At 67.2% G+C, this 19,934-nt stretch carries 20 protein-coding genes; 13 read left to right on the plus strand and 7 right to left on the minus strand.

Translation table 11 applies throughout. From position 1 onward, the window contains the following. Positions 1-44 precede the first annotated feature (44 nt). Positions 45-1,448 carry a wax ester/triacylglycerol synthase family O-acyltransferase gene (locus JWQ81_RS42755; RefSeq protein ID WP_297551221.1) on the plus strand — a complete coding sequence of 468 codons (1,404 nt, stop codon included), beginning with the start codon at positions 45-47 and terminating at the stop codon, positions 1,446-1,448. Here JWQ81_RS42755 and JWQ81_RS42760 read toward each other — a convergent pair. After that, positions 1,445-2,326 (minus strand): alpha/beta hydrolase, encoded by an 882-nt coding sequence (locus JWQ81_RS42760; RefSeq protein WP_297551223.1) that lies wholly within the window; start codon positions 2,324-2,326, stop codon positions 1,445-1,447. The genes JWQ81_RS42755 and JWQ81_RS42760 overlap by 4 nt on opposite strands. 99 nt (positions 2,327-2,425) lie before the next feature. On the opposite strand from JWQ81_RS42760, the gene JWQ81_RS42765 reads away from it, so the two are divergent. From JWQ81_RS42765 to JWQ81_RS42795, 7 genes are all read left to right on the plus strand, one after another. After that, on the plus strand, positions 2,426-3,478 hold the full coding sequence (locus JWQ81_RS42765) for an acyl-CoA dehydrogenase (RefSeq protein WP_297551225.1): 1,053 nt from the start codon (positions 2,426-2,428) through the stop codon (positions 3,476-3,478). A gap of 2 nt (positions 3,479-3,480) precedes the next feature. Continuing rightward, positions 3,481-4,656: an acyl-CoA dehydrogenase family protein gene (locus JWQ81_RS42770; RefSeq protein ID WP_297551227.1), complete on the plus strand. Its 1,176-nt coding sequence runs from the start codon at positions 3,481-3,483 to the stop codon at positions 4,654-4,656. Next, complete coding sequence (locus tag JWQ81_RS42775; RefSeq protein ID WP_297551229.1) at positions 4,653-5,528, plus strand: OB-fold domain-containing protein; 876 nt, start codon at positions 4,653-4,655, stop codon at positions 5,526-5,528. Before JWQ81_RS42770 ends, JWQ81_RS42775 begins: the two co-directional genes overlap by 4 nt. Beyond that, positions 5,525-5,923: a MaoC family dehydratase gene (locus JWQ81_RS42780; RefSeq protein ID WP_297551231.1), complete on the plus strand. Its 399-nt coding sequence runs from the start codon at positions 5,525-5,527 to the stop codon at positions 5,921-5,923. Before JWQ81_RS42775 ends, JWQ81_RS42780 begins: the two co-directional genes overlap by 4 nt. Further along, positions 5,920-7,092, plus strand: a complete 1,173-nt coding sequence (locus JWQ81_RS42785) for a lipid-transfer protein (protein WP_297551233.1) — start codon at positions 5,920-5,922, stop codon at positions 7,090-7,092. Before JWQ81_RS42780 ends, JWQ81_RS42785 begins: the two co-directional genes overlap by 4 nt. A gap of 151 nt (positions 7,093-7,243) precedes the next feature. Further along, complete coding sequence (locus tag JWQ81_RS42790; RefSeq protein WP_297551235.1) at positions 7,244-8,011, plus strand: hypothetical protein; 768 nt, start codon at positions 7,244-7,246, stop codon at positions 8,009-8,011. Positions 8,012-8,230: 219 nt separating this feature from the next. Further along, positions 8,231-8,833 (plus strand): DUF5134 domain-containing protein, encoded by a 603-nt coding sequence (locus JWQ81_RS42795; RefSeq protein ID WP_297551237.1) that lies wholly within the window; start codon positions 8,231-8,233, stop codon positions 8,831-8,833. A gap of 113 nt (positions 8,834-8,946) precedes the next feature. Here the strand turns inward: JWQ81_RS42795 and JWQ81_RS42800 are convergent, their stop codons facing one another. The 5 genes from JWQ81_RS42800 to kstD are packed head-to-tail and all read right to left on the minus strand — an operon-like array spanning position 8,947 to position 13,915. Beyond that, complete coding sequence (locus tag JWQ81_RS42800) at positions 8,947-9,807, minus strand: MaoC/PaaZ C-terminal domain-containing protein (protein ID WP_297551238.1); 861 nt, start codon at positions 9,805-9,807, stop codon at positions 8,947-8,949. An 8-nt stretch (positions 9,808-9,815) separates the two neighbouring features. Further along, entirely contained in the window at positions 9,816-10,841 is a 1,026-nt protein-coding gene (locus JWQ81_RS42805; protein WP_297551239.1) for a ferredoxin--NADP reductase, read from the minus strand. Next, positions 10,834-11,097 (minus strand): hypothetical protein, encoded by a 264-nt coding sequence (locus JWQ81_RS42810; RefSeq protein WP_297551240.1) that lies wholly within the window; start codon positions 11,095-11,097, stop codon positions 10,834-10,836. Before JWQ81_RS42810 ends, JWQ81_RS42805 begins: the two co-directional genes overlap by 8 nt. Continuing rightward, complete coding sequence (locus JWQ81_RS42815; RefSeq protein ID WP_297551241.1) at positions 11,094-12,236, minus strand: Rieske 2Fe-2S domain-containing protein; 1,143 nt, start codon at positions 12,234-12,236, stop codon at positions 11,094-11,096. Before JWQ81_RS42815 ends, JWQ81_RS42810 begins: the two co-directional genes overlap by 4 nt. After that, the gene (gene kstD, locus JWQ81_RS42820) at positions 12,233-13,915 is read right to left on the minus strand and encodes a 3-oxosteroid 1-dehydrogenase (protein WP_297551242.1); all 1,683 of its coding nucleotides are present in this window, start codon (positions 13,913-13,915) and stop codon (positions 12,233-12,235) included. The genes JWQ81_RS42815 and kstD overlap by 4 nt, the downstream gene beginning before the upstream one ends. 99 nt (positions 13,916-14,014) lie before the next feature. Here kstD and JWQ81_RS42825 point away from each other — a divergent pair, with 99 nt between their 5' ends. From JWQ81_RS42825 to hsaC, 4 genes are read left to right on the plus strand one after another with little or no spacing between them, the layout of a single operon-like run. Next, positions 14,015-15,589, plus strand: coding sequence for an FAD-binding protein (locus JWQ81_RS42825; RefSeq protein ID WP_297551243.1), 1,575 nt, complete (start codon positions 14,015-14,017; stop codon positions 15,587-15,589). Positions 15,590-15,629: 40 nt separating this feature from the next. Continuing rightward, a complete protein-coding gene (hsaA, locus tag JWQ81_RS42830; protein WP_297551244.1) occupies positions 15,630-16,793 on the plus strand; it encodes a 3-hydroxy-9,10-secoandrosta-1,3,5(10)-triene-9,17-dione monooxygenase oxygenase subunit in 1,164 nt (387 codons plus the stop codon). A 3-nt stretch (positions 16,794-16,796) separates the two neighbouring features. Beyond that, the gene (hsaD, locus tag JWQ81_RS42835) at positions 16,797-17,639 is read left to right on the plus strand and encodes a 4,5:9,10-diseco-3-hydroxy-5,9,17-trioxoandrosta-1(10),2-diene-4-oate hydrolase (protein ID WP_297551245.1); all 843 of its coding nucleotides are present in this window, start codon (positions 16,797-16,799) and stop codon (positions 17,637-17,639) included. After that, positions 17,639-18,550 carry an iron-dependent extradiol dioxygenase HsaC gene (gene hsaC / locus JWQ81_RS42840; RefSeq protein WP_297551246.1) on the plus strand — a complete coding sequence of 304 codons (912 nt, stop codon included), beginning with the start codon at positions 17,639-17,641 and terminating at the stop codon, positions 18,548-18,550. The genes hsaD and hsaC overlap by 1 nt, the downstream gene beginning before the upstream one ends. A 9-nt stretch (positions 18,551-18,559) precedes the next feature. Here hsaC and JWQ81_RS42845 read toward each other — a convergent pair whose 3' ends face one another. After that, entirely contained in the window at positions 18,560-19,069 is a 510-nt protein-coding gene (locus JWQ81_RS42845) for a hypothetical protein (RefSeq protein ID WP_297551247.1), read from the minus strand. Positions 19,070-19,560: 491 nt separating this feature from the next. On the opposite strand from JWQ81_RS42845, the gene JWQ81_RS42850 reads away from it, so the two are divergent. Continuing rightward, on the plus strand, positions 19,561-19,934 hold a 374-nt coding region (locus JWQ81_RS42850), incomplete at its 3' end, for a hypothetical protein (protein ID WP_297551248.1).

Here is a 19,934-nt window from a genome sequence, read left to right on the forward strand (position 1 = left end):
AGACCGGGTAGAGGCCGGTGCACGGTTCGCTTAGGCTGTCGAACATGCAGAGATTGAGCGGTCTCGACGCGAGTTTCCTTTACCTGGAGACCCCGTCGCAGGTGCTGCACGTCTGCGGCCTGATGGTCGTCGACGGCTCGACCATGCCCGGCGGGTACAGCTTCGCCCGGTTCCGTGACCAACTTGCCGCGCGCGTCGCATTGATTCCGGAGTTTCGGCGCAAACTGCACAATCCACTCTGGAATCTCAGCCATCCGATCTGGGTGGAGGACACGGACTTCGACCTCGACCACCATCTGCACCGTATCGGCGTTCCCGCCCCCGGCGACCGGACCGAGCTGTCCGAACTGTGCGGGCATATCGCGGGCCAGCAGCTCGATCGCAGCCATCCGCTATGGCAGATGTACGTCATCGAAGGCCTCGCCAGCGGTGAAGTCGCCATCCTGCTCAAGATGCACCATGCCAGCGTCGACGGGGTCGGCGGCGCGAGTCTGATCACCTATCTCGCGGGGCTCGCGCCCGACGCGTCGCCGCCGGACCCCGGCAAGGACGCGCACCACAACCCTGAGGTACCGACGCAGCTCTCCTTGCTGCGTTCGAGCGTCGCGGCCCTCGCCAAGTTGCCGTTCGAAGCAGTCCGGCTGTTTCCCGGCCTGGTCGAAATGGCGCCGCGGTGGATCGGGAAAGCCGTGCGGGGCAAGGGAATGCCGGTGCCGTTCACCGCGCCGAGGACCTCGCTCAACGGCACCATCACCGGGCACCGGAGCGTGGCCTACGTCTCGGTTTCCCTCGAGGACGTCAAGAAGGTCAAGGACGCGTTCGGGGTCACGGTGAACGACGTCGTGCTCGCGATGTGTACCGGTGCGCTGCGCAAGTTCCTGTCGGATCGCGCCGAACTGCCTGCCGACCCACTTGTCGCGACGGTGCCGGTTTCGGTGCTCGACCGGACCGAACGCGACCACGGCGCCAACAAGGTCTCGGCGTTCTTCGCCTCACTGCCCACGCACTTGGCCGATCCCGCCGCGCGCGTGTTCGCGTTGGCGGAAAACAACCGGCTGTCCAAGGACCACCACCGCTCGATCGACGCGGACATGCTGCAGGACTGGGCACAGTTCTCGGCGGCGACCACGCTCGGGCTCGCCATTCGCGCCTACTCGCGGCTGCGGCTGGCGGAGAAGCACCCGGTGGTGCACAACCTGGTGATCTCCAACGTCCCCGGGCCGCCGATGCCGCTGTACCTGCTCGGCGCGCGCATTACCGGGCTCTATCCGATGGGCCCGGTGTTCCACGGCGCCGGCCTCAACGTGACGGTGATTTCGAACGCCGGCCGGGTGGACATCGGCCTGATCGGCGCCCGTGAGCTCGTGTCTGATCTGTGGCCGCTGGCCGACGCGATCGCGCCCGCCCTCGACGAGCTCCTGGCCGCGTCGCCCACTCCCTCCGACTAACGCGCGTGCACCGACGTGCAGGCAGCCATCAACGCCGGCACGAACTGGTCGGCCTTGAACACACACGCCGTGTGCCCGGCCGGGATCTCGTAGCTGGACGCGTTCGGGATCCGTTTCGCCAGTGAACGCTGGTGGTTCGGCGCGATGAACCGGTCTCGGGTGGTCACCACGACCGAGGTCGGCACCTTGATCCGGTAGAGCCACTCATCCGAGTCGAACTTGCCGATCTCCTCCAGCGCGGTCGCGATCGCCCAGGGGCTGGTCGCGCGGAACTCCTCGAGCGCCCAGCGGTGGTCCTCGAGCCGGGCCTGGTGGTGGGGCGGCGGTTCCTGGCTGAGCGAGATCCGGGCTTGTTCGCGGAGCTGACGCAGGGTCAGGCCGAACGCGTCGAGCGCGAGCCGCTGGCGGATGCCTCGGTGGAAGTTGCTCGCCGTGGAGCACAGCACCAGCCCGCGCAGCCGGTCGGCGTGGGTGTGGGCGACCAGCTGGCTCACCATTCCGCCCATCGAGTAACCCCCGACCGTGAACTCGTCGATGCCCAGCGCGTCGGCCACCGCGATGACGTCCTCGGCGCAGTCGGTGAGCTTGAGCTCGGTCGAGCGGATGCCACCGCCGTGCCACCGCTGGTCGAACACGACGACCCGGTAGTGCTGCGAGAGCCGGTCCAGCGCGGGGTACCAGGTCAGCAAGCCGGTGCAGGCGACGGAGTGCAGCAGGATGATCGGCGGCGCGTGACGCGGGCCGACGTCGACGTGCACGGTCTGTCCGCGACCGGGCAGCAGCAGCGTCTCCGGTTCCGGGACACCGGCGGTGGACGGCACGGTCAGCACCTTGCGGGTCGCTCGCCACCCCGCGTCACCCAGGTCGGTCAAGGCCATGGTCGCGGGGACTCCTTTTGGGGGTTGCCGTTGGCGGTTGTTCCGGCTAAGACTAGAACAGGTTTCAGTTTCTGGCTTGGCGGCACGTGAGGAGCCGGCGTGGACTTCACTTTGGACGAGACGCGGCAGGAGATCACCGGGCTGGCGGGGGCCGTGCTGCGCCGGGATTCCGATCGCGGCTGGCAAGGGCTGGCCGACGCCGGACTGCTGGCGCTGGCCTTGCCTGCCGAACTTGGGGGCGACGGCTTCGGTGCTCTCGAAATCGCCCTCGTGCTCACCGAGGTCGGCCGGGCGGGTGCCCGGGTTCCCGCGTTGTCCACTCTCGCACTCGGCGTCCTGCCGATCAAGCACCTTGGTAGCACAGCGCAACAGACTGCCCTACTTCCTGCGATAGCCGCAGGTGAGGCTCTCGTCACAGCGGCGCCGCACGAGCCGTCGGCACCGTTTCCCGCCGAGCCGTCCACGACCGCGATCCCGTCCGGGGGCGGATGGCTGGTTTCGGGGACGAAGACGTGCGTGCCGTATGCGTCGGAGGCGGTGAAGATCCTCGTGCCGGTCTCGATGCCCGGCGGCCCGGCAGTGTTCCTCGTCGACCCGCGGGCGGACGGCGTCACACTTGTCGAGACGCGCAATGCGAGCGGTAGCCCCGAAAGCACCGTCCAGCTGGCGCGCGTGCGTTGTGATCGCGCGGACCAGCTCGGCGACGGCGACGCTGTCCGTGTGCTTCACCAGTACGCTTTGGCGGGAGCGGCGGCGCTCGCGGACGGAACTCTCGCGGGGGCGCTCGAACTGGCGTCCGGTCATGTCCGGACGCGGGAACAGTTCGGCAGGCCGTTGGCGACCTTCCAGGCCGTCGCGCAGCAGATTGCCGACGTCTACATCGCGTCGCGGACACTGCACCTGGCAGCGATGTCCGCTGCTTGGCGGCTTTCCGCTGGTCTCGACGCGGACACCGACCTCGAGGTCGCCGCGTACTGGCTGGCCGAGGAGGCGCCGCGCGCGCTGGCGACCTGTCACCACCTGCATGGCGGGCTCGGCTTGGACATCACCTATGCACTGCATCGGTTTTCTTCGGCGATCAAGGACCTGAGCCGGTTCGTCGGCGGGTCGGTGTTCCGGCTCGGCGAGCTCGGCGAATTGGTGGTGACCTGAGCATGTTGCTGGAACTGACCGAGCCGCAGCGGGAACTGCGAGCCGAACTGCGCCGCTACTTCGCGGGGCTCGTCTCGCCGGAGGAGCGGGAAATCCTGCTCCGGCAACGACACGGGCCGGTGCACCGCGAGATCGTGCGCCGGCTGGGCCGTGACGGCTGGCTGGGTGTCGGGTGGCCGGTCGAGTACGGGGGCCGCGGGTTCGGTGAGATCGAGCAGCATCTCTTCGTCGACGAAGCGACGAGGGCCGACGTGCAACTGCCGTCCGTCACCCTGCAGACGGTCGGTCCGACGTTGCAGACTTTCGGTACCGAAGAACAGAAAGCCGCTTTCCTGCCGAAGATCCTGGCGGGCGAGGTGCATTTCGCGATCGGGTACACCGAACCCAGTGCGGGAACGGATCTCGCGTCGCTGCGTACGTCCGCTGTGCGCGACGGGGACGAGTACGTCGTCAATGGCCAGAAGATCTTCACCACCGGCGGGCACGACGCGGACTTCGTGTGGCTCGCCGTCCGCACCGACCCCGACGCGCCAAAACACCGCGGCCTTTCGATTCTCATGGTGGACACCACCGATCCCGGCTATTCGTGGACGCCGATCATCACCTGCGACGGAGCTCACCATGTCGACGCGACGTACTACACCGATGTCCGGGTTCCGGTGGAGAGGTTGGTAGGCAAGGAGAATGAGGGCTGGCGACTGATCACCACCCAGCTCAACCACGAGCGCGTCATGCTCGGTCCGGCCGGGCGGATCGGCGGTCTGTACGACCGGGTCCGCGACTGGGCGGCCGCTCGGAAGACGCCCGGTGGGACGCCGTTGCTCGCGTTGCCTGACGTGCGAGACGCGCTCGCCGAGACGTTCGCTGTGATGCGGGTCAATGAGCTGCTCAATTGGCAGGTTGCGGCAGTCCCGGTAGCCGCCGGTGCCTCGACGATCGCCGACGCTTCGGCGACCAAGGTGTTCGGTTCCGAACGGGTACAGCGCGTCGGAAGGCAACTCGAAGAAGTCGTCGCCCGGCATGGGGACCAAAGCGAACCGGCGACCGCCGCGTTGGTCGATTGGCTGGCTGTGATGACGAAAAGAAACTTGGTGCTGACCTTTGGCGGTGGGGTCAACGAGATCCAACGTGAGTTGATCGCCACTGCCGGGCTGGGGTTGCCGAGGGTGCCGCGATGAACATCACGCAAGCGGCGGAAAACATAGTCGCCCAGGGGGAATCCTCGCCGAAAAAAGCGCGTGACCCGGTCAACCGGGCGATGGTGAACAACTGGGTCGAGGCGCTCGGTGACACCAATCCGCTCTATACCGAGAGTGACTTGGCGCCGCCGGCGATGGCCCAGGTCTGGACGATGAACGGGCTACACGGCGAACGTGCGGAGGATGACCCGCTCGGCGCCGCGATGTCCCTTTTGGACGCGCAGGGCTACACCTCGGTGGTGGCGACGAATTCCGAGCAGACCTACCACCGGTACCTCCGGATCGGTGAGCACGTTTCGGCGTCGACCCGGCTGGCTGACGTGACCGGTCCGAAGCGCACCGCGCTGGGCGAAGGCTGGTTCGTCACCACCAGGACGACCTGGTTCGTGGGCGAGGAACCGGTGGCGGACATGATGTTCCGCGTCCTCAAGTTCCGCCCGGTCGCTCGTGCGGCACCCAGCCCGGTACTGCGGCCGGTGATCAGCAAGGACACGGAGTTCTTCTGGGCCGGGTTGGCGGCCGGCGAGCTGCGGATCCAGCGCTGGGGGAGCACCCTTCGGCACCCGCCGGGTCCGATGCCGCCGGACGGCGACCTCGACCAGGTTCCGGACTACGTCGTCGCCACCGGTCGCGGCACCGTCTACAGCTATGTGGTGCACCACAACCCGCCGGTTCCGGGTAAAACGCTGCCGTTTGTCGTCGCGCTGGTCGAGCTCGAGGAGGGGGTCCGGATGGTCGGTGAGCTCCTGGGCGCCGAGCCGGACGAGGTCCACATAGGACTTGCCGTTACGGTTGACTTCGCCCGGGTCGACGACGAGCTGACCCTGCCCGTCTGGCGGGTGGCGCGATGACCCCGCCTGCCACTGTCGGTACCGAACTGCCGCCGCTGACGATCGAGGTAACGCCGACGTTCGTGGTGAGCACCGCACTCGCCACCCGCGATTTCCAGGACGTCCACCATGACCGCGATGCCGCGGTGGCACGGGGTTCGAAGGACATCTTCCTCAACATCCTGACCGACACCGGCTTGGTGCAGCGGTTCGTGACGGACTGGGCGGGGCCGGCCGCCAGGATCCGGTCGGTCTCGATCAGGCTCGGCGTGCCCTGCTATGCCGATGACACGCTTGTGCTGTCGGGTCGCGTGATCGAGCGCGACGGCGTCGAGGCGGTGATCGCGGTGTCCGGAATGGACAGTCTGGGCGAGCACGTGTCGGGCACGGTCCGGGTCACGCTGGGGGACGAATGAGGCTGTCGGGCAAGGCTGCCATCGTCGGCATCGGGGCGACGGAATTTTCGAAGGACTCCGGGCGAAGCGAGTTGAGGCTCGCCGCCGAGGCGGTGCTGCTGGCCTTGCGGGACGCCGGCCTCACGCCGTCCGATGTGGACGGACTGGTGTCGTTCACCATGGACGCCAACAACGAGATCTCGGTCGCTCGCGAGCTCGGCATGGGCGAGCTGGGCTTCTTCAGCCGGGTCCACTACGGCGGCGGAGCGGCCGCGGCGACCGTCCAGCAGGCCGCGATGGCCGTGGCGACCGGGGTGGCGGACGTCGTCGTCGCCTACCGGGCATTCAACGAGCGGTCGGGGCAGCGGTTCGGCCAGGTGTCCGAGGCCGCGGCGCGGCAGGTGAACTCGTCCGGGGTGGACAACAGCTTCCATTACCCGATGGGCATCGCCACGCCCGCGGCCACCGTCGCCATGCTCGCGCGCCGATACATGCACGAGTTCGGCGCCACCAGTGCGGACTTCGGGCGCATCGCGGTGCTCGACCGCAAGCACGCCGCGACCAACCCGGCGGCGTGGTTTCATGGCAAGCCCATCACCCTGGCCGATCACCAGGCCTCTCGCTGGATCGCCGAACCGTTGCACCTGCTCGATTGCTGCCAGGAGAGCGACGGCGGGGTGGCGCTGGTCGTCGTGAGCGCCGAGCGTGCCCGCGACCTCCCGCATCCGCCCGCCCTCATCGCGGCGGCCGCGCAGGGCAGCGGCCCGGACCAGTACGTGATGACCAGCTACTACCGCGACGACCTTCCGGCACTGCCGGAAATGGGTGCGGTCGGACGGCGGTTGTGGGCGCAGTCGGGATTTCGGCCGGCTGACGTCGACGTCGCGGTGCTGTACGACCATTTCACACCGTATGTTCTTATTCAGCTGGAAGAGTTAGGGTTCTGTTCGCGTGGTGAAGCGAAGGACTTCATCGCGGGAGACACCCTTGAACTCGGCGGAGAGCTGCCGCTGAACCCGCACGGCGGCCAACTCGGCGAGGCCTACCTCCACGGCATGAACGGGATCGCCGAAGCGGTGCGGCAGGTCCGGGGCACCGCCGTCAACCAGGTGCCCGGCGCCGACCGGGTGCTCGTCACCGCGGGCACCGGAGTACCGACCAGCGGGCTTGTCCTCAAAGGGCAGACTTGAGTGCACGGAATGCTGGAATGGCCTTGATGGTATTCAGATCCGCCTCGAACTGAGCAATAATTCCGGGGAAAGTGAAACCCCGCGACAGCGGTGTGCGGTGCGGCTTCCGCGCGGGTTTCTCCCTCGAACCCACCCGGAAAGCGAGGCTGATATGCGCACGATGTTCGACGGTGTGACCGCGAGCAACCTCCCGGCCGACGCGCAGATGGTGGCCGGATACCTCAATGGCAAATACGCGTGGTCGGCTGGCGACTGGGCGCGTTTTCCCCATGCCGTAAAGATCGGCATCAGCGTCCGCAGCAACCTCTATGTCGGCCAGGTTCTCGATGTGGAGGACGGAGACGCCACCGCGACCGGGGCAGTGGACTGGGTGCGGCACCGCCGTGCGGCGGGGGCTGACCCCACGGTGTACTGCAACGCGTCGACCTGGCCGTCGGTGCGTTCGGCCTTCCGTAACGCCGGCGTCGCCGAACCGCACTACTGGATTGCGAAATACGACAGGAATCCGGCTCTCATGTCCGGCGCTGTGGCCAAACAGCACACCAACACCAAAGGCTGGGACCAGTCGTCGGTCGCCGACTATTGGCCCGGTGTGGACGGACCCACGACCACAACTACTGAAGAGGACGAGGACATGACCACGACCGCGCCCGCGGGCACCAACGAACACGTCAACCTTTTCGTCAAGGGCAAGAGCCAGCTGTACTTGGTCACCTCGTACAAGGACACCCTGGCTTGCCACCAGATCGACTTCTTCAAGGACACCGGTTCCAACCCGGCGGGCGACGGCACCGGCGGCGGGTTCATGAACGTCGGGATCGACCCCAACCGGCCGGGGCCCCTGCCCATTCCGGCAGGTGCGGTGATGTGCACGATCCGGTACACCGCCAGCCACGCATGGGGCATCGGCGTCGCTTGATCGGGTCGACAACGCGTTCGGGTGTCGCGTCCATCGCAACTCGCCGCCGAGTTGCGGTACTTAGCGTCCGCAACGATCGCAAGTCGACGGCGAGTTGCTGTGTCGGCTGGCGTCTGGACGCGCTCGTCATCAGATCACCTTATTGACGGCTGGTGCGAGCCGGGAGTACCTGCCACGGTGGAAGAGGCCAGTTCCCCGAGGCGAAGCGAGGCGAACGCGATGCACGGTCCTGTCGTCGTCGCGTGGCTGCTGACCGGGGTGTTCCTCGTGCTGACGTGGCCATGTCTGGCGCGGCTGGTGCGGCTGGACTATGTCCGCCTCGGGCAGGCGACCCGCACCGGCGACGTCGCCGAGCTGCTGCTCGTCGTGGCGATGGTGGCGATGCTGTCCCCGATCGGTGGGCCGATTCCGGCGGCGGGCTGGGAAGCGGTGTTCCTGCTCGCGGGCGGCTGGTTCGCGGTGACCTGGTGGCGCGGCCGGCATCACCAGCAGCACGACGGTGGGCACGGCCAGTGCGCTCACCACGCGATTTCAGCGATCGTGATGCTGTACATGCTCGTCGCGATGCCCCAGACCGGTGACATGGCAGCGATGCACGGCCCGTGGCTCGCGACTTCTTCAATGGCCGCTGTGGGTGGCCTGGCTTGGCCGGTGCTCGCGATTCTTGCCGCGCTGTACTTCTTCTTCGACGGCGCTCGTGCGGGCGCCGTCGCCGTTCGTACCGCGCCTGGCGGCGGCGCGCTTCCCGGCCTGACCTCCCGCGCCGCATGCCGGGCGGTCATGGGTGTCGGTATGGGCTACATGCTGCTTGCCGCGCTATAGGGGAGTGCTGGCTCATTCGAGGTCCAGCGGCATCGGTTGAGCAGTCGTTCACTCACACGGGTCACGGCGAGTTGCGATGGGCAACGATCCGCGGATACGACCGAAGTGCCGCTTTAGCGACTTGTCAGTACCGAGTTGGAGAGGACGGGCGCTTCGTCGCGGTCCGGCGCGGTTGTGGTCACCAACAGCCTGTCGCCGTCCTGCCAGACGCGGATACGCAGCGGCTCACCCGGGTAGACGACGCCGGCGAACTGCGCGCCGAAGGAGCCCACGCGGGCTGTTTCGCCGTCGAGGAACCGGTCCGTGACCGCCTTCGCCACGATGCCGTAGGTGCACAACCCGTGGAGGATCGGCCGGTCGAAGCCGGCGGCTTTGGCGAATGCCGGGTCGGCGTGCAGCGGGTTGCGGTCCCCGCAGAGCCGGTAGAGCAGGGCCTGCTGGGGCAACGTCGGCGTGTCGATCACCGCGTCCGGCTCCCTCGACGGCAGCTCGACCTTGTCCGACGGACCGCGCTCGCCGCCGAACCCGCCTTCACCACGCGCGAAGATGGTCGACCTCGACGTCCACAGTGGACTTCCCTGCGCGTCGGCGACCGTGGTCTCCTGGATGAGCACCGCGGCCTTGCCCTTGTCGAAGACCTCCGCGATCCGCGTCCGCGCGACGGCGTCCCCCACCACCGGGATCGGCCGGTGCGTGACGACTTCCTGCTTGCCGTGCAACACCTTCGCCAGGTCGATCTCCACCCCGGGGAACGACAGGGCAGGCGGTTCGAACGTGCGGAGGTTCGCCGCGACCGTCGCGAACGTCGGCAGGACCTGGAGGTCGGCCTCGTAGGTGTACCGCAGCTCGCGCTCGTCCGTCGCCTGCGCCCCGGCACCCACCGCCAGGTGGTACAGGAGCACGTCCGACGGCGTCCACGAGAAGGCGACCTTGCTGACTTCGGCACCGATCGCGATCGCCGGGTCGATGGGCACTGGCACTCCTATTCGTAGCTGACCGTCACCTCGTCGGTCAGCGGCAGCGACTGGCACGCGAGGATGAACCCGTCGGCGATGTCCTCGGCGTCGAGGACGTCGTTGTCCAGCATCTTCACCTCGCCGGCCGTGATCCGGCAGGTGCAGGCGCCGCACTGGCCCTGCCGGCACGAGTATGGCGCGTCGAGGCCTTCGTTCAGCAGCAGGTCCAGCAGCTTCGTCTGGCGGGGCCAGTCGAGTTGCCGTTGGACGCCGTCGAGGTCGACCCGGACACTCGCCGGGGCCTCGGTCTCTTCGGGAGCCGCCGGAGGCTCCTCGAACGGGTTACCGGTCAGCGAGACGAATCGCTCCACATGGACCTGTCGGCGCGGTAGGCCGAGCGCTTCCAGTGCGTCTTTCGCCGCGTCCATGAACGGACCAGGCCCGCAGACGAAGGCCTGGCGGCCGGCGAAGGGCTCGACGAGCGTGCGCAGGAGCGCGGTGCTGGGCAGGCCCTGCACGCTCTCCAGCCAGTGGACGACGACCAGCCGATCGGCGTGCCGGTGCGCGAGGGCGGTCAGTTCGTCGGCGAAGATCACCTGCTGGTCGTCGCGGTTGGCGTAGACCAGCGTGATCCGCCCGGTCCCCCGCTCGAGTACGGACTTCACGATCGACATCACCGGCGTGACCCCGCTTCCGGCGGCCAGGAACAGGAAATCCGCGTCGAGGGTTTTCGGGGTGAACGCGCCGGCCGGTGGCAGCACGTCGATTTCCGCGCCTTCGTGCAGCTGCTCGCAGACCCACCGCGAGCCGTAGCCACCGGTCTGTTTGATGGTGACCTTGTGAAGGCCCTCATGCGGCGCACTGGAGAACGAATAGCACCGCGCCATCGAGCCGCCGTCCTCGCTGGGGATTCTCAGCGTGAGGAACTGGCCTGGCTTGTAGCGGAACGTCTCTTCGAGTTCGGGCGGTATGGCGAAAACGATCGAACGCGCGCCTCTGGTCTCGTCGACGACCTCGGCGACGGTAAGCCGGTGGAAGTCCGGTTCAGCCATTCCCGACCTCCAGCAGGCCCGCTCCGACGGCTTCGGCGATGCTTTCGCCGAGCTCGCCGCAGGTGTCGAGCAACGCCGTGTTGACTCCGGCCGAGGCTTGTTCGGCGAAGAAGGGACAGCTGCTCGCCGCGTCGGTCATCCACTGGATACTCGTGTGTGCCTCGCTGTTCTTCTTGACCAGCACACGCGTCCCGCAGTCACGGCAGCTCACCGGCCGCAGACCGCCGGTGAGGAACTCAGTCGTTTCTGTCGTCATACCTCTGCCGTTTCCGACTCCCGCCGGGCCAGGTTCTCGGCGACTTCCGCCGACCAGGCCTCGTTGGCGCGGCTGGTGTCCACTTCGAACTCGAACCGGCGGCCCATGTCGGGCGTGACCTCGTCGACGTCCACATAGAACTGTTCGTACCACCGCCGGAGCTGGTAGACCGGGCCGTCTTCCTCACACAGCAGGGGATTGTCGATCCGGGTCTTGTTACGCCAGATCTCCACATCCTGCAGGAAACCGCCGCCGACCCCCTTGGCGAACTTGCCGGCCATCCGGTCCGCCTGCTCGTCGGACACCCCGGGAAACTTCTTCACGCTGACTCCCCACTGCAGCATGAAGGAGTTCTCCGTGACCGGGTAGTGGCAGTTGATCAGCACGTTTTCGACTTCGAAGCCCTGGTAGGTGTTGAGCAGCTTGTTGATCATGTACGACGGCCCGAAATACGAGGCTTCGGAGTGCAGGAGGTTCTCTTCGCCGCCGTAGTTCGACGCCATGCCGACATCGGGGCGGCCTTTGGTGTTGAGGTACTGCGTCGCGATGTGGCCCTCGAACACGTTCTTGAAATAGATCGGGAAGGCGTAGTGGATATAGAAGAAATGCGCCATGTCGACCATGTTGTCGATGATCTCACGGCAGTGCGAGCCTTCGATCAGCACGCTGTCCCAGGTCCAGTTGCTCCACTCGCCGGTGAACACCGCATCGATACGCGGGATCACCACGTCGGCGGGCGGCGGGTTGCCTTCCGGGTCGTTCCACACGAAGAGCTGCTTGTTCTCCTCCATGGTGAGCCACGACTTCGTTCGCGCGCGCAGTGGAACCCGCTTGGCGTACGGGATCGACACGCACTTGCCGGTGCCACTCCAGCGCCAGTCGTGGAACGGGCAGGCGATCTCGTCGCCCTTGACGCTGCCCTGGGTCAGGTCGCCGCCCATGTGCCGGCAGTACCCGTCGAGCACGTGGGTCTGTCCGCCGGAGTCGGTGAACACGACCAGCTTCGTGCCGAACGCCTTGATGGCGTGGGGCTTGCCGTCGCGGAACGTCTCGGCCAGGCCCAGACAGTGCCAGCCGCGCGCAAACCGCGCCGGGGGAGCGCCCGCGTCGATCGTGCGGACGGGAACGGCCGGGGTCATCGCCCACCTCCAGTGCGCGGCGTCGCGCCTTTGTGATTCTTGGCGGCCAGGTGCTCGGCCGCAAGGTAGCCGAACACCATCGCCGGTCCGATCGTCGCGCCAGGCCCGGCGTAGGTGCGGCCCATGACGGGCGCGCTCGTGTTGCCGGCGGCGTACAAGCCCTCGATCACTGAGCCGTCTTCGCGCAGCACCCTGGCGTGCGCGTCCGTGCGCAGCCCGCCCTTGGTGCCGAGGTCGCCGGGGACGACCTGGACCGCGTAGAACGGCGCCTTCGTCAGCGGCCCGAGGCTGGGGTTCGGCCGGTTGCGAGGGTCGCCGTAATAGTGGTCGTACGCGCTGAGCCCGCGCTGGAAGTCCTCGTCGACGCCTGCCCGCGCGAAGCCGTTGAAGCGGTCGACAGTGGCTTCCAGGGCGTCGCCAGGCACGCCTATGCGCTCGGCGAGCTTGCTCAGCGTGCCCGCCTTCGCCGCGATCCCGGCATCGAACCAGCGCTTCGGCAGTGGTTGGCGCGGTCCGACCCCGGTGAACAGGTACCGGTCGCGGTAGCGCTGGTCGAATACGAGCCAGGCGGGGATGTGCTCGCCCGGCCCGTCACCCTGGCCGTACATCGCGTGGACGGCCTCGACATAGGGCGCGGACTCGTTGACGAACCGCTCGCCACGCGCGTCGACCATGAGCGAGCCCGGCCTCGACCGTTCCGCCAGTGCGAACCAGGGGCCGCCGGTCAGCGGCAGGGCCGGACCCCACCAGGCGTCGTCCATCAGGTCGACGGCCGCGCCGAGACCGAGACCAGCAAGGATCCCGTCACCGGTGTTCGCCTTGGCCCCGACCGTCCACGCCGTGCCGATCGGTTCGCGCTGGTACTTGGTTCGCATCTCGGCGTTGTGTTCGAAGCCGCCGCACGCCAGGACTACCCCGTGGGTGGTTTCGATGACGGTTTCGACGTCGTCGTGCAGTACTCGCACCCCGGTGATGTGGTCTTCGTCGGTCACCAGGTCGAGCAGGGGCGTGTTGAGCCAGAGAGGTACGTTTGCACTGGTCAGACCCACGCGGAGGCCACCCGCAAGCGCTTGCCCCATCGCCAGCAGGTGCTTGCCGGTGACGCGGCCCACCAGCCAGCGCGCGCCCAGCGAGACGAGCCGCGCGGCGCCGCGCGGATGGCGGGCCACCAGGCTCAGCCACCGGTAGTCGGCCTGTGTGATCGGCACGCCCAGCGGCGGCGCGCTGTACGGCGGCTCGAGGTTGGCCAGTTCGTCACCAAGGAGGTGGCCGTCCAGTGCCGTGGGCTCCACGGACCGTCCTCCGGCGCGTCCGCCCGGCGCCTCCGGGTGGTAGTCGGAGTAGTCGCGGACCCAGCGGAGCCTCAGCGGGGTGGCGCGGTGCAGGAACGAGATGACTTCGGGGCCGCGGTCGAGGAAGGCGTCACGGCGTTCGGCGGGGACTTCGTCGCCGACGATCGCCGCGAGGTACTCGCGGGCGCGTTCGGGCGTGTCCTCGACCCCGGCGGCGACCAGCGCCTCGTTGTTCGGGATCCAGACACCGCCGCCGGAGCGCGCGGTCGAACCCCCGAACCGCGCGGCTTTCTCGACGACCAGGACGTCCAGGCCGCGATCCGCTGCGGCCAGCGCGGCCGTCATCCCGGCCGCGCCGCTGCCCACCACGACGACGTCGACCCGCATGCCGCCTCCAGTCTAGAACACGTTCCAGTTTGGCAGGCTTCTCAGTGCCTCCCATGGTCACCATAGACGAGAACGTGTTCCAGTTCTAGGGTGAGCAGGGTGACTGATCTGGTGGCGGATGTGGTGATCGTGGGCTTCGGCGCGGCCGGTGCGTGTGCGGCGATCGAGGCCGCCGACGCCGGCGCGGACGTGCTTGTCGTGGACCGTTTCCAAGGCGGCGGCGCGAGCGCGGTCAGCGGCGGTGTCGTCTATGCGGGAGGCGGGACGGCCCAACAGCGGGACGCGGGCGTCGAGGACACCGCCGACGAGATGTATGCCTACCTGCGCCAAGAGGCCGGCGACGTCGTGTCCGAGCAGACGTTGCGACGCTTCTGCGACGGCAGTACGGAGATGATTCGCTGGTTGGAGGGGCACGGGGTGCCGTTCGAGGGCAGCCTTTGCCCGTACAAGACGTCGTATCCGAACGACGACTTCTACCTGTACTACTCGGGCAGCGAGGCTGCCGGCGGCTTCCGCGACATCGCGAAACCCGCCCCGCGTGGACATCGCGTGAAGGGGCCAGGGACCTCGGGGAAGCTGCTGTTCGCGCGGCTGGCCTCGGCTGTCCGGCAGCGGGGCATCCGCGTGTTGCCGCAAACGCGCGTCCGGGAGCTCGTGTCGGAGGCGGGCGTTGTAACCGGGCTGAGGGTGAGTTCGCTGCGTGACGCGCCCGCTTGGGTACGGTTCGCGCACCGGGTGTTGGGGCGCTACTCCGCCAAGCCCGGGATCTATGTCCCCGCGCTGCGCACCGCGTTGCATCGGCGTGCCGCCCGGTTGGAGCGGCGATACGCACGCGAGTTCGAGATCACCGCGCGACGCGGAGTCGTGCTGGCGGCGGGCGGGTTCATCACCAATCGTGAGCTCGTGCGCGAGCACGCGCCTGCCTATCGTGGTGGGTTGGCGCTGGGAACATCCGCTGACGACGGGTCGGGGATCCGGCTCGGCGTCGAGGCCGGTGGCGCGACGGCCGAGATGGATCGCATCTCGGCCTGGCGGTTTTTGACGCCGCCCAGCGCTTTCCTTGGCGGGATTCTGGTCGATGTCGACGGCAGGCGGATCATCGATGAGTCGCGTTATGGCGCCGCTGTCGGTGAAACGTTGATCACGTGTCATGGCGGCAAGGGGTGGCTGCTGATCGACGACGCGATCGCGCGCGAAGCGCGGCGTGATGCCCGCGGGCAGGGTCAGTGGTTCCAATGGCTTCAAGCCCGGTATCTGTTGGGGCGTGGCCGGATCAGCGCGGCCACGATCGCCGACGTCGCTCGCGCGGCCGGGGTCGGCCCGGACGGGCTAGTCGCGAGTGTCGGCGCGTACCACGGCGAGGGGGCCGATCCGGTCGGGAAGCCCGCGGAGTTCGTGCGGCGACTGGAAACCCCGCCCTATTCGCTGGTGGACGTCTCGATCAAACCGAGTCTCGGCTATCCGTGCCCGATGTTGACCTTGGGCGGTTTGGTGGTCGACGAGGAGACTGGCGGGGTGGTCGGCGTCGGCCGGTTGTACGCGGCCGGACGGTCCGCGGTCGGGCTCTGTTCGCGGTCCTATGTCAGCGGTCTGTCGTTGGCGGACTGTGTCTTCTCCGGCCGCCGAGCCGGGGTGCACAGCGCGCTTCTCGACAAAAACGAGAACGTGTTCTAGTCTTGGTTCCGGTGACCGGACAAGTGAGGGGACACCTGGGATGAACGACGTGATCGCCGGAATCCGTGACCTGCTGCCGATCTTGGCGGAGCGCGCGCAAGAGACCGAGGACGGCCGCCGCATTCCCGACGAGTCCGTCAAGTCGCTGCAGGAAACAGGATTCTTCAAACTGCTGCAGCCGAAGCCCTACGGCGGCTACGAATCCGACCCGGTGACGTTCTACACCGCCGTCAAGCTCATCGCGAGCGCGTGCGGTTCCACCGGCTGGGTGGCGTCGATTCTCGGGGTGCATCCTTGGCACGTGGCGCTTTTCGACGCGCAAGCGCAGGAAGACGTCTGGGGTGATGACGTCGACGTGCGGATTTCATCCTCGTACGCGCCGATGGGAAAGGCCCGCATCGTCGACGGCGGTTTCCGCCTGTCGGGTAGGTGGAGCTTCTCGTCCGGCTGCGACCATGCGACCTGGGTGCTGCTCGGCGGTCCGGTGGTCGACGACGACGGCAAGCAGGTGGACTTCTGCACGTATCTGGTCCCGATCGGCGACTACGCGATCAAAGATGTCTGGGACACCGTCGGCCTGCGGGGCACCGGTAGTAACGACATCCTCGTCGACGACATGTTCGTGCCGGCCCATCGCGCGCTGAGCTTCATGGCGACGTCGAAATGCAAGACGCCGGGCCAGCTCGTCAATCCTGGTCCGCTGTATCGGCTTCCGTACGGCTCGGTGCATCCGAGTACGATCACCGCGCCGATCATCGGCATGGCGCAGGGGGCGTACGACGCGCACGTCGAGCACCAGCGCGGCCGGGTACGGGCGGCGTACGCGGGTGAACTGTCCCAACAGGATCCGTTCGCCAAGGTGCGGATCGCGGAGGCGGCCAGCGACATCGACGCGGCCTGGCTGCAACTGACCCACAACATCGACGAGTTGTACCAGTTGGCGTGCGCGGGGGAGAAGCTCCCGTTTGCCACCCGGCTGCGGGTACGGCGAGACCAGGTTCGCGGCACGGAACGCGCGATAGCCGCGATCGACCGGCTTTTCGAGAACTCCGGTGGCCGTGCGCTCGCGGTGGGTACGCCGATCCAGCGGTTCTGGCGGGACGCGCACGCTGGCCGGGTCCACGCGGCGAACGACGCCGAGCGCGCGTATGTCATGTTCGGAACGGGCGCTTTCGGGCTCCCCGTCGAGAACGCGATGGTGTGAGTTGTGGGGCTCTATCAGCAGGTTCGCGAAGACCTCCGGTTGCACTATCACGAACTCGGTGAGGGAAACGACGAAACCGTGGTGTTCCTGCACGGTGGTGGGCCCGGTGCGTCGGCGTGGAGCAATTTCGGCCGCAACCTGCCGGTGTTCGCCAAGTCGTATCGTGTGCTCGCCGTCGACCAGCCGGGGTTCGGAAACTCGGACAAGCCGGTCGACCATCCGCAGTTCTTCATTCACAGTGCGGAAGCCGTCGTCGGTCTGATGGACGCCCTCGGCGTCGAGCGGGCGCACTTCGTCGGCAACTCGCTCGGTGGCGGAACCGCGGTACGGCTCGCACTAGACCATCCCAACCGGGCGGGTCGGTTGGTGCTGATGGGACCGGGTGGCTTGAGTGTCAACGTTTTCTCGCCTGACCCGACCGAGGGGGTCAAGAACCTCAGCCGGTTCGGTGCGCCTCCTGGGCCGACGAAGGAAAAGCTCGAAGAGTTTTTGCGGGTGATGGTGTACGACCAGTCGTTGATCACCGAGGAACTGCTCGAAGACCGCTTCGCCGCGGCGAGTACGCCGGAGTCGCTTGCTGCCATGCGGGCGATGGGGTTGTCGTTCATGCGGCCGGAAAGCTACGAGCAGGGCATGCTGTGGCGGGAAGCGCATCGGTTGCGGCAGCGGGTCCTGCTCATCTGGGGCCGGGAGGACAGAGTCAATCCGCTCGACGGCGCATTGCTGGCCTTGAAGACGATCCCGCGTGCGCAGCTGCACGTTTTCGGCCATTGTGGACACTGGGCGCAGCTGGAGAAGTTCGACGAGTTCAACCGGCTCGCCCTCGATTTCCTGGGAGCGACTTGATGGGAATCCGCTCGCTGGGCTACTTGCGCGTCGAAGCCACCGATCTGGCGAACTGGCGGGAATACGGACTCAAAGTGCTCGGCATGGTCGAAGGCAAGGGAAGTGACCCGGACGCGCTCTATCTGCGCATGGACGAATTCCCGGCGCGCCTGGTGATCGTCCCCGGCGAATCCGACCGGCTCGCCCGGGTCGGATGGGAAGCCGCCAACGCGGGCGAACTCGACGAGATCCGGGCGCGCCTTGACGGGCATGGTGTCTCGTACAAAGAAGGCACGGCCGGCGAGCTCGCGGATCGCCGCGTCGACGGCCTGATCGTGTTCGATGATCCGTCCGGCAACACCCAGGAGGTCTTCTGCGGCGCCGCGCTGGAACACCGCCGCGTGGTGAGCCCGTACGGACATCGTTTTGTCACCGGCGCACAGGGACTCGGCCACGTTGTACTGTCCACTAAGGATGACGACGCGTCTTTGAGGTTTTACCGAGACGTCCTGGGCTTCCGGCTACGGGACTCGATGCGCCTGCCGCCCCAGCTCGTCGGCCGCCCCGCTGACGGGCCGCCCGCGTGGCTACGGTTCTTCGGCTGCAACCCGCGGCACCACAGCCTGGCGTTCCTGCCGATGCCGACCCCGAGCGGGATCGTGCACCTGATGATCGAGGTGGAGAACACCGACGACGTAGGCCTCTGCCTCGACCGCGCGGTCCGCCGCCAGGTGCCGATGTCCGCCACCCTCGGCCGGCACGTCAACGACCTGATGCTGTCGTTCTACATGAAAACCCCCAGCGGCTTCGACGTCGAATTCGGCTGCGAAGGCCGCCAAGTCGACGACACCCACTGGATCGCCCGCGAAAGCACCGCCGTTTCCCTGTGGGGACACGACTTTACCGTCGGGGCACGTCCTCCGGCCGGGTAGCCGGTTCCGTCAGAGCAGCCACGACTGGGATACCGTCGGCGCGCCGTTGTTGGGGCCCATCACCGCTCGGGATACGCCTTTCGTGTCGTTGGCGTCCAGGTACCGGCCGTCGTCAGGCGAGTAGAACGCGCGCAAGTCGCTGCCCGGCGAAACCTGGGTGACCTGCCACTGCTCCTCGTAGAGGTTCAGCCCGCAGGGCTGGGTCATCGTCGGCCAGCCGGTGAACGGATCAGCCGAGGTCATGCTGAGGCAGTAGTTGCCGGTGGTACTGACGTGGTACAGCCCGCCGCCGATAGGCTGGAGAATCCACTTCTCGTTGGGGCTGGAACTGTCACAGGCCCGCATGCCCACGTCCGCCACCATGCCGGGGTCGTAGACCCACGCGCACAGTTGCGATCCCTCGTTCCACAGGAGCGAACCGGCATCAGCTGGTGCGGCGGATGCGGTTCCGACGGCGCTCAGCGTGAGCGCGCTGACGAGGATCGAGAGACTGGCCAGGAACTTGTGGTTTCTCTTCACGAGCGATCTCACTTCGGTTCGGCGGTTACGTTCACAGTCCACGATCACGGAGACCTACGATCTTCGGCAGAGCCGTCGGTGCGAACGAAAGGGCAGGCGCACCCTGCGCTGACCACAGCGAGCGCAACCCGGCTGGGTGGATCGGCACCGCAGCCGATGTTGCTGAGGCGGTGCTGTTCGCGATGAGCAATTCGTTCCTTGCCGTTGTCATGCTGGCTATCGATGGCGGGGAAGCGCTTACGTGAGGTGGCTGGTCCCTTTTACTGCAGCAAGGACCGGGGCGGGCTGGGGTTCGTAGAGCGGATCTCGAGGGCTACGGGCCTTGTCATCTTGGTGTATGCGTGAGTGACGCGGCGAGCAGTTGCAGACGGCCGGCGGGCACATTTGTTGCTATGGCAGGCTTTCCGAATAACCGATGACTACGTTCCGCGATAATGTATATCACCTGAACGTGTTCCGAATGTACGTTCGATCCATAGTAGAATAAAGGAGTGCCCAGCGTACCGACCACCCTCCCCGATCCCGCCGATATCCGGCGTGCCGATCCGGCGACGCTGGTCGACTACGCCCGAGCGATCACTCGGGAGATGAACCGGTACACCGCGCTGCTGGGTCTGGTGGTCACCAAGACCGAGACCGACGGTATCAAGGCGACTCATCAGTACACCTCCGCGGTGCAGTGGCTGATGCATACGACGGGGATGACCGAGCCCGCGGCACGTCAGATCGTAGTCCGTGCCCGCGGCACCAACTCCTTGTACACCATCGACGGGACAGAGATCCCCGGTGTCGCACCCCTGACCGGGCTCGCCGCACTGGCCGGTGCCCTCACCCCCGCGCATGTGGACGTCATCGTGAAAACGAT

Source organism: Amycolatopsis sp. (assembly GCF_025464955.1).
Classification (GTDB): domain Bacteria; phylum Actinomycetota; class Actinomycetes; order Mycobacteriales; family Pseudonocardiaceae; genus Amycolatopsis.

Bases quoted from the DNA above. Each gene is read 5' to 3' on its own strand.
- JWQ81_RS42755 (WP_297551221.1), top strand. From the start codon at position 45: ATGCAGAGATTGAGCGGTCTCGACGCGAGTTTCCTTTACCTGGAGACC.
- JWQ81_RS42760 (WP_297551223.1), bottom strand. From the start codon at position 2,326: ATGGCCTTGACCGACCTGGGTGACGCGGGGTGGCGAGCGACCCGCAAG.
- JWQ81_RS42770 (WP_297551227.1), top strand. From the start codon at position 3,481: ATGTTGCTGGAACTGACCGAGCCGCAGCGGGAACTGCGAGCCGAACTG.
- JWQ81_RS42775 (WP_297551229.1), top strand. From the start codon at position 4,653: ATGAACATCACGCAAGCGGCGGAAAACATAGTCGCCCAGGGGGAATCC.
- JWQ81_RS42780 (WP_297551231.1), top strand. From the start codon at position 5,525: ATGACCCCGCCTGCCACTGTCGGTACCGAACTGCCGCCGCTGACGATC.
- JWQ81_RS42785 (WP_297551233.1), top strand. From the start codon at position 5,920: ATGAGGCTGTCGGGCAAGGCTGCCATCGTCGGCATCGGGGCGACGGAA.
- JWQ81_RS42790 (WP_297551235.1), top strand. From the start codon at position 7,244: ATGCGCACGATGTTCGACGGTGTGACCGCGAGCAACCTCCCGGCCGAC.
- JWQ81_RS42795 (WP_297551237.1), top strand. From the start codon at position 8,231: ATGCACGGTCCTGTCGTCGTCGCGTGGCTGCTGACCGGGGTGTTCCTC.
- JWQ81_RS42805 (WP_297551239.1), bottom strand. From the start codon at position 10,841: ATGGCTGAACCGGACTTCCACCGGCTTACCGTCGCCGAGGTCGTCGAC.
- JWQ81_RS42810 (WP_297551240.1), bottom strand. From the start codon at position 11,097: ATGACGACAGAAACGACTGAGTTCCTCACCGGCGGTCTGCGGCCGGTG.
- JWQ81_RS42815 (WP_297551241.1), bottom strand. From the start codon at position 12,236: ATGACCCCGGCCGTTCCCGTCCGCACGATCGACGCGGGCGCTCCCCCG.
- kstD (WP_297551242.1), bottom strand. From the start codon at position 13,915: ATGCGGGTCGACGTCGTCGTGGTGGGCAGCGGCGCGGCCGGGATGACG.
- hsaA (WP_297551244.1), top strand. From the start codon at position 15,630: ATGAACGACGTGATCGCCGGAATCCGTGACCTGCTGCCGATCTTGGCG.
- hsaC (WP_297551246.1), top strand. From the start codon at position 17,639: ATGGGAATCCGCTCGCTGGGCTACTTGCGCGTCGAAGCCACCGATCTG.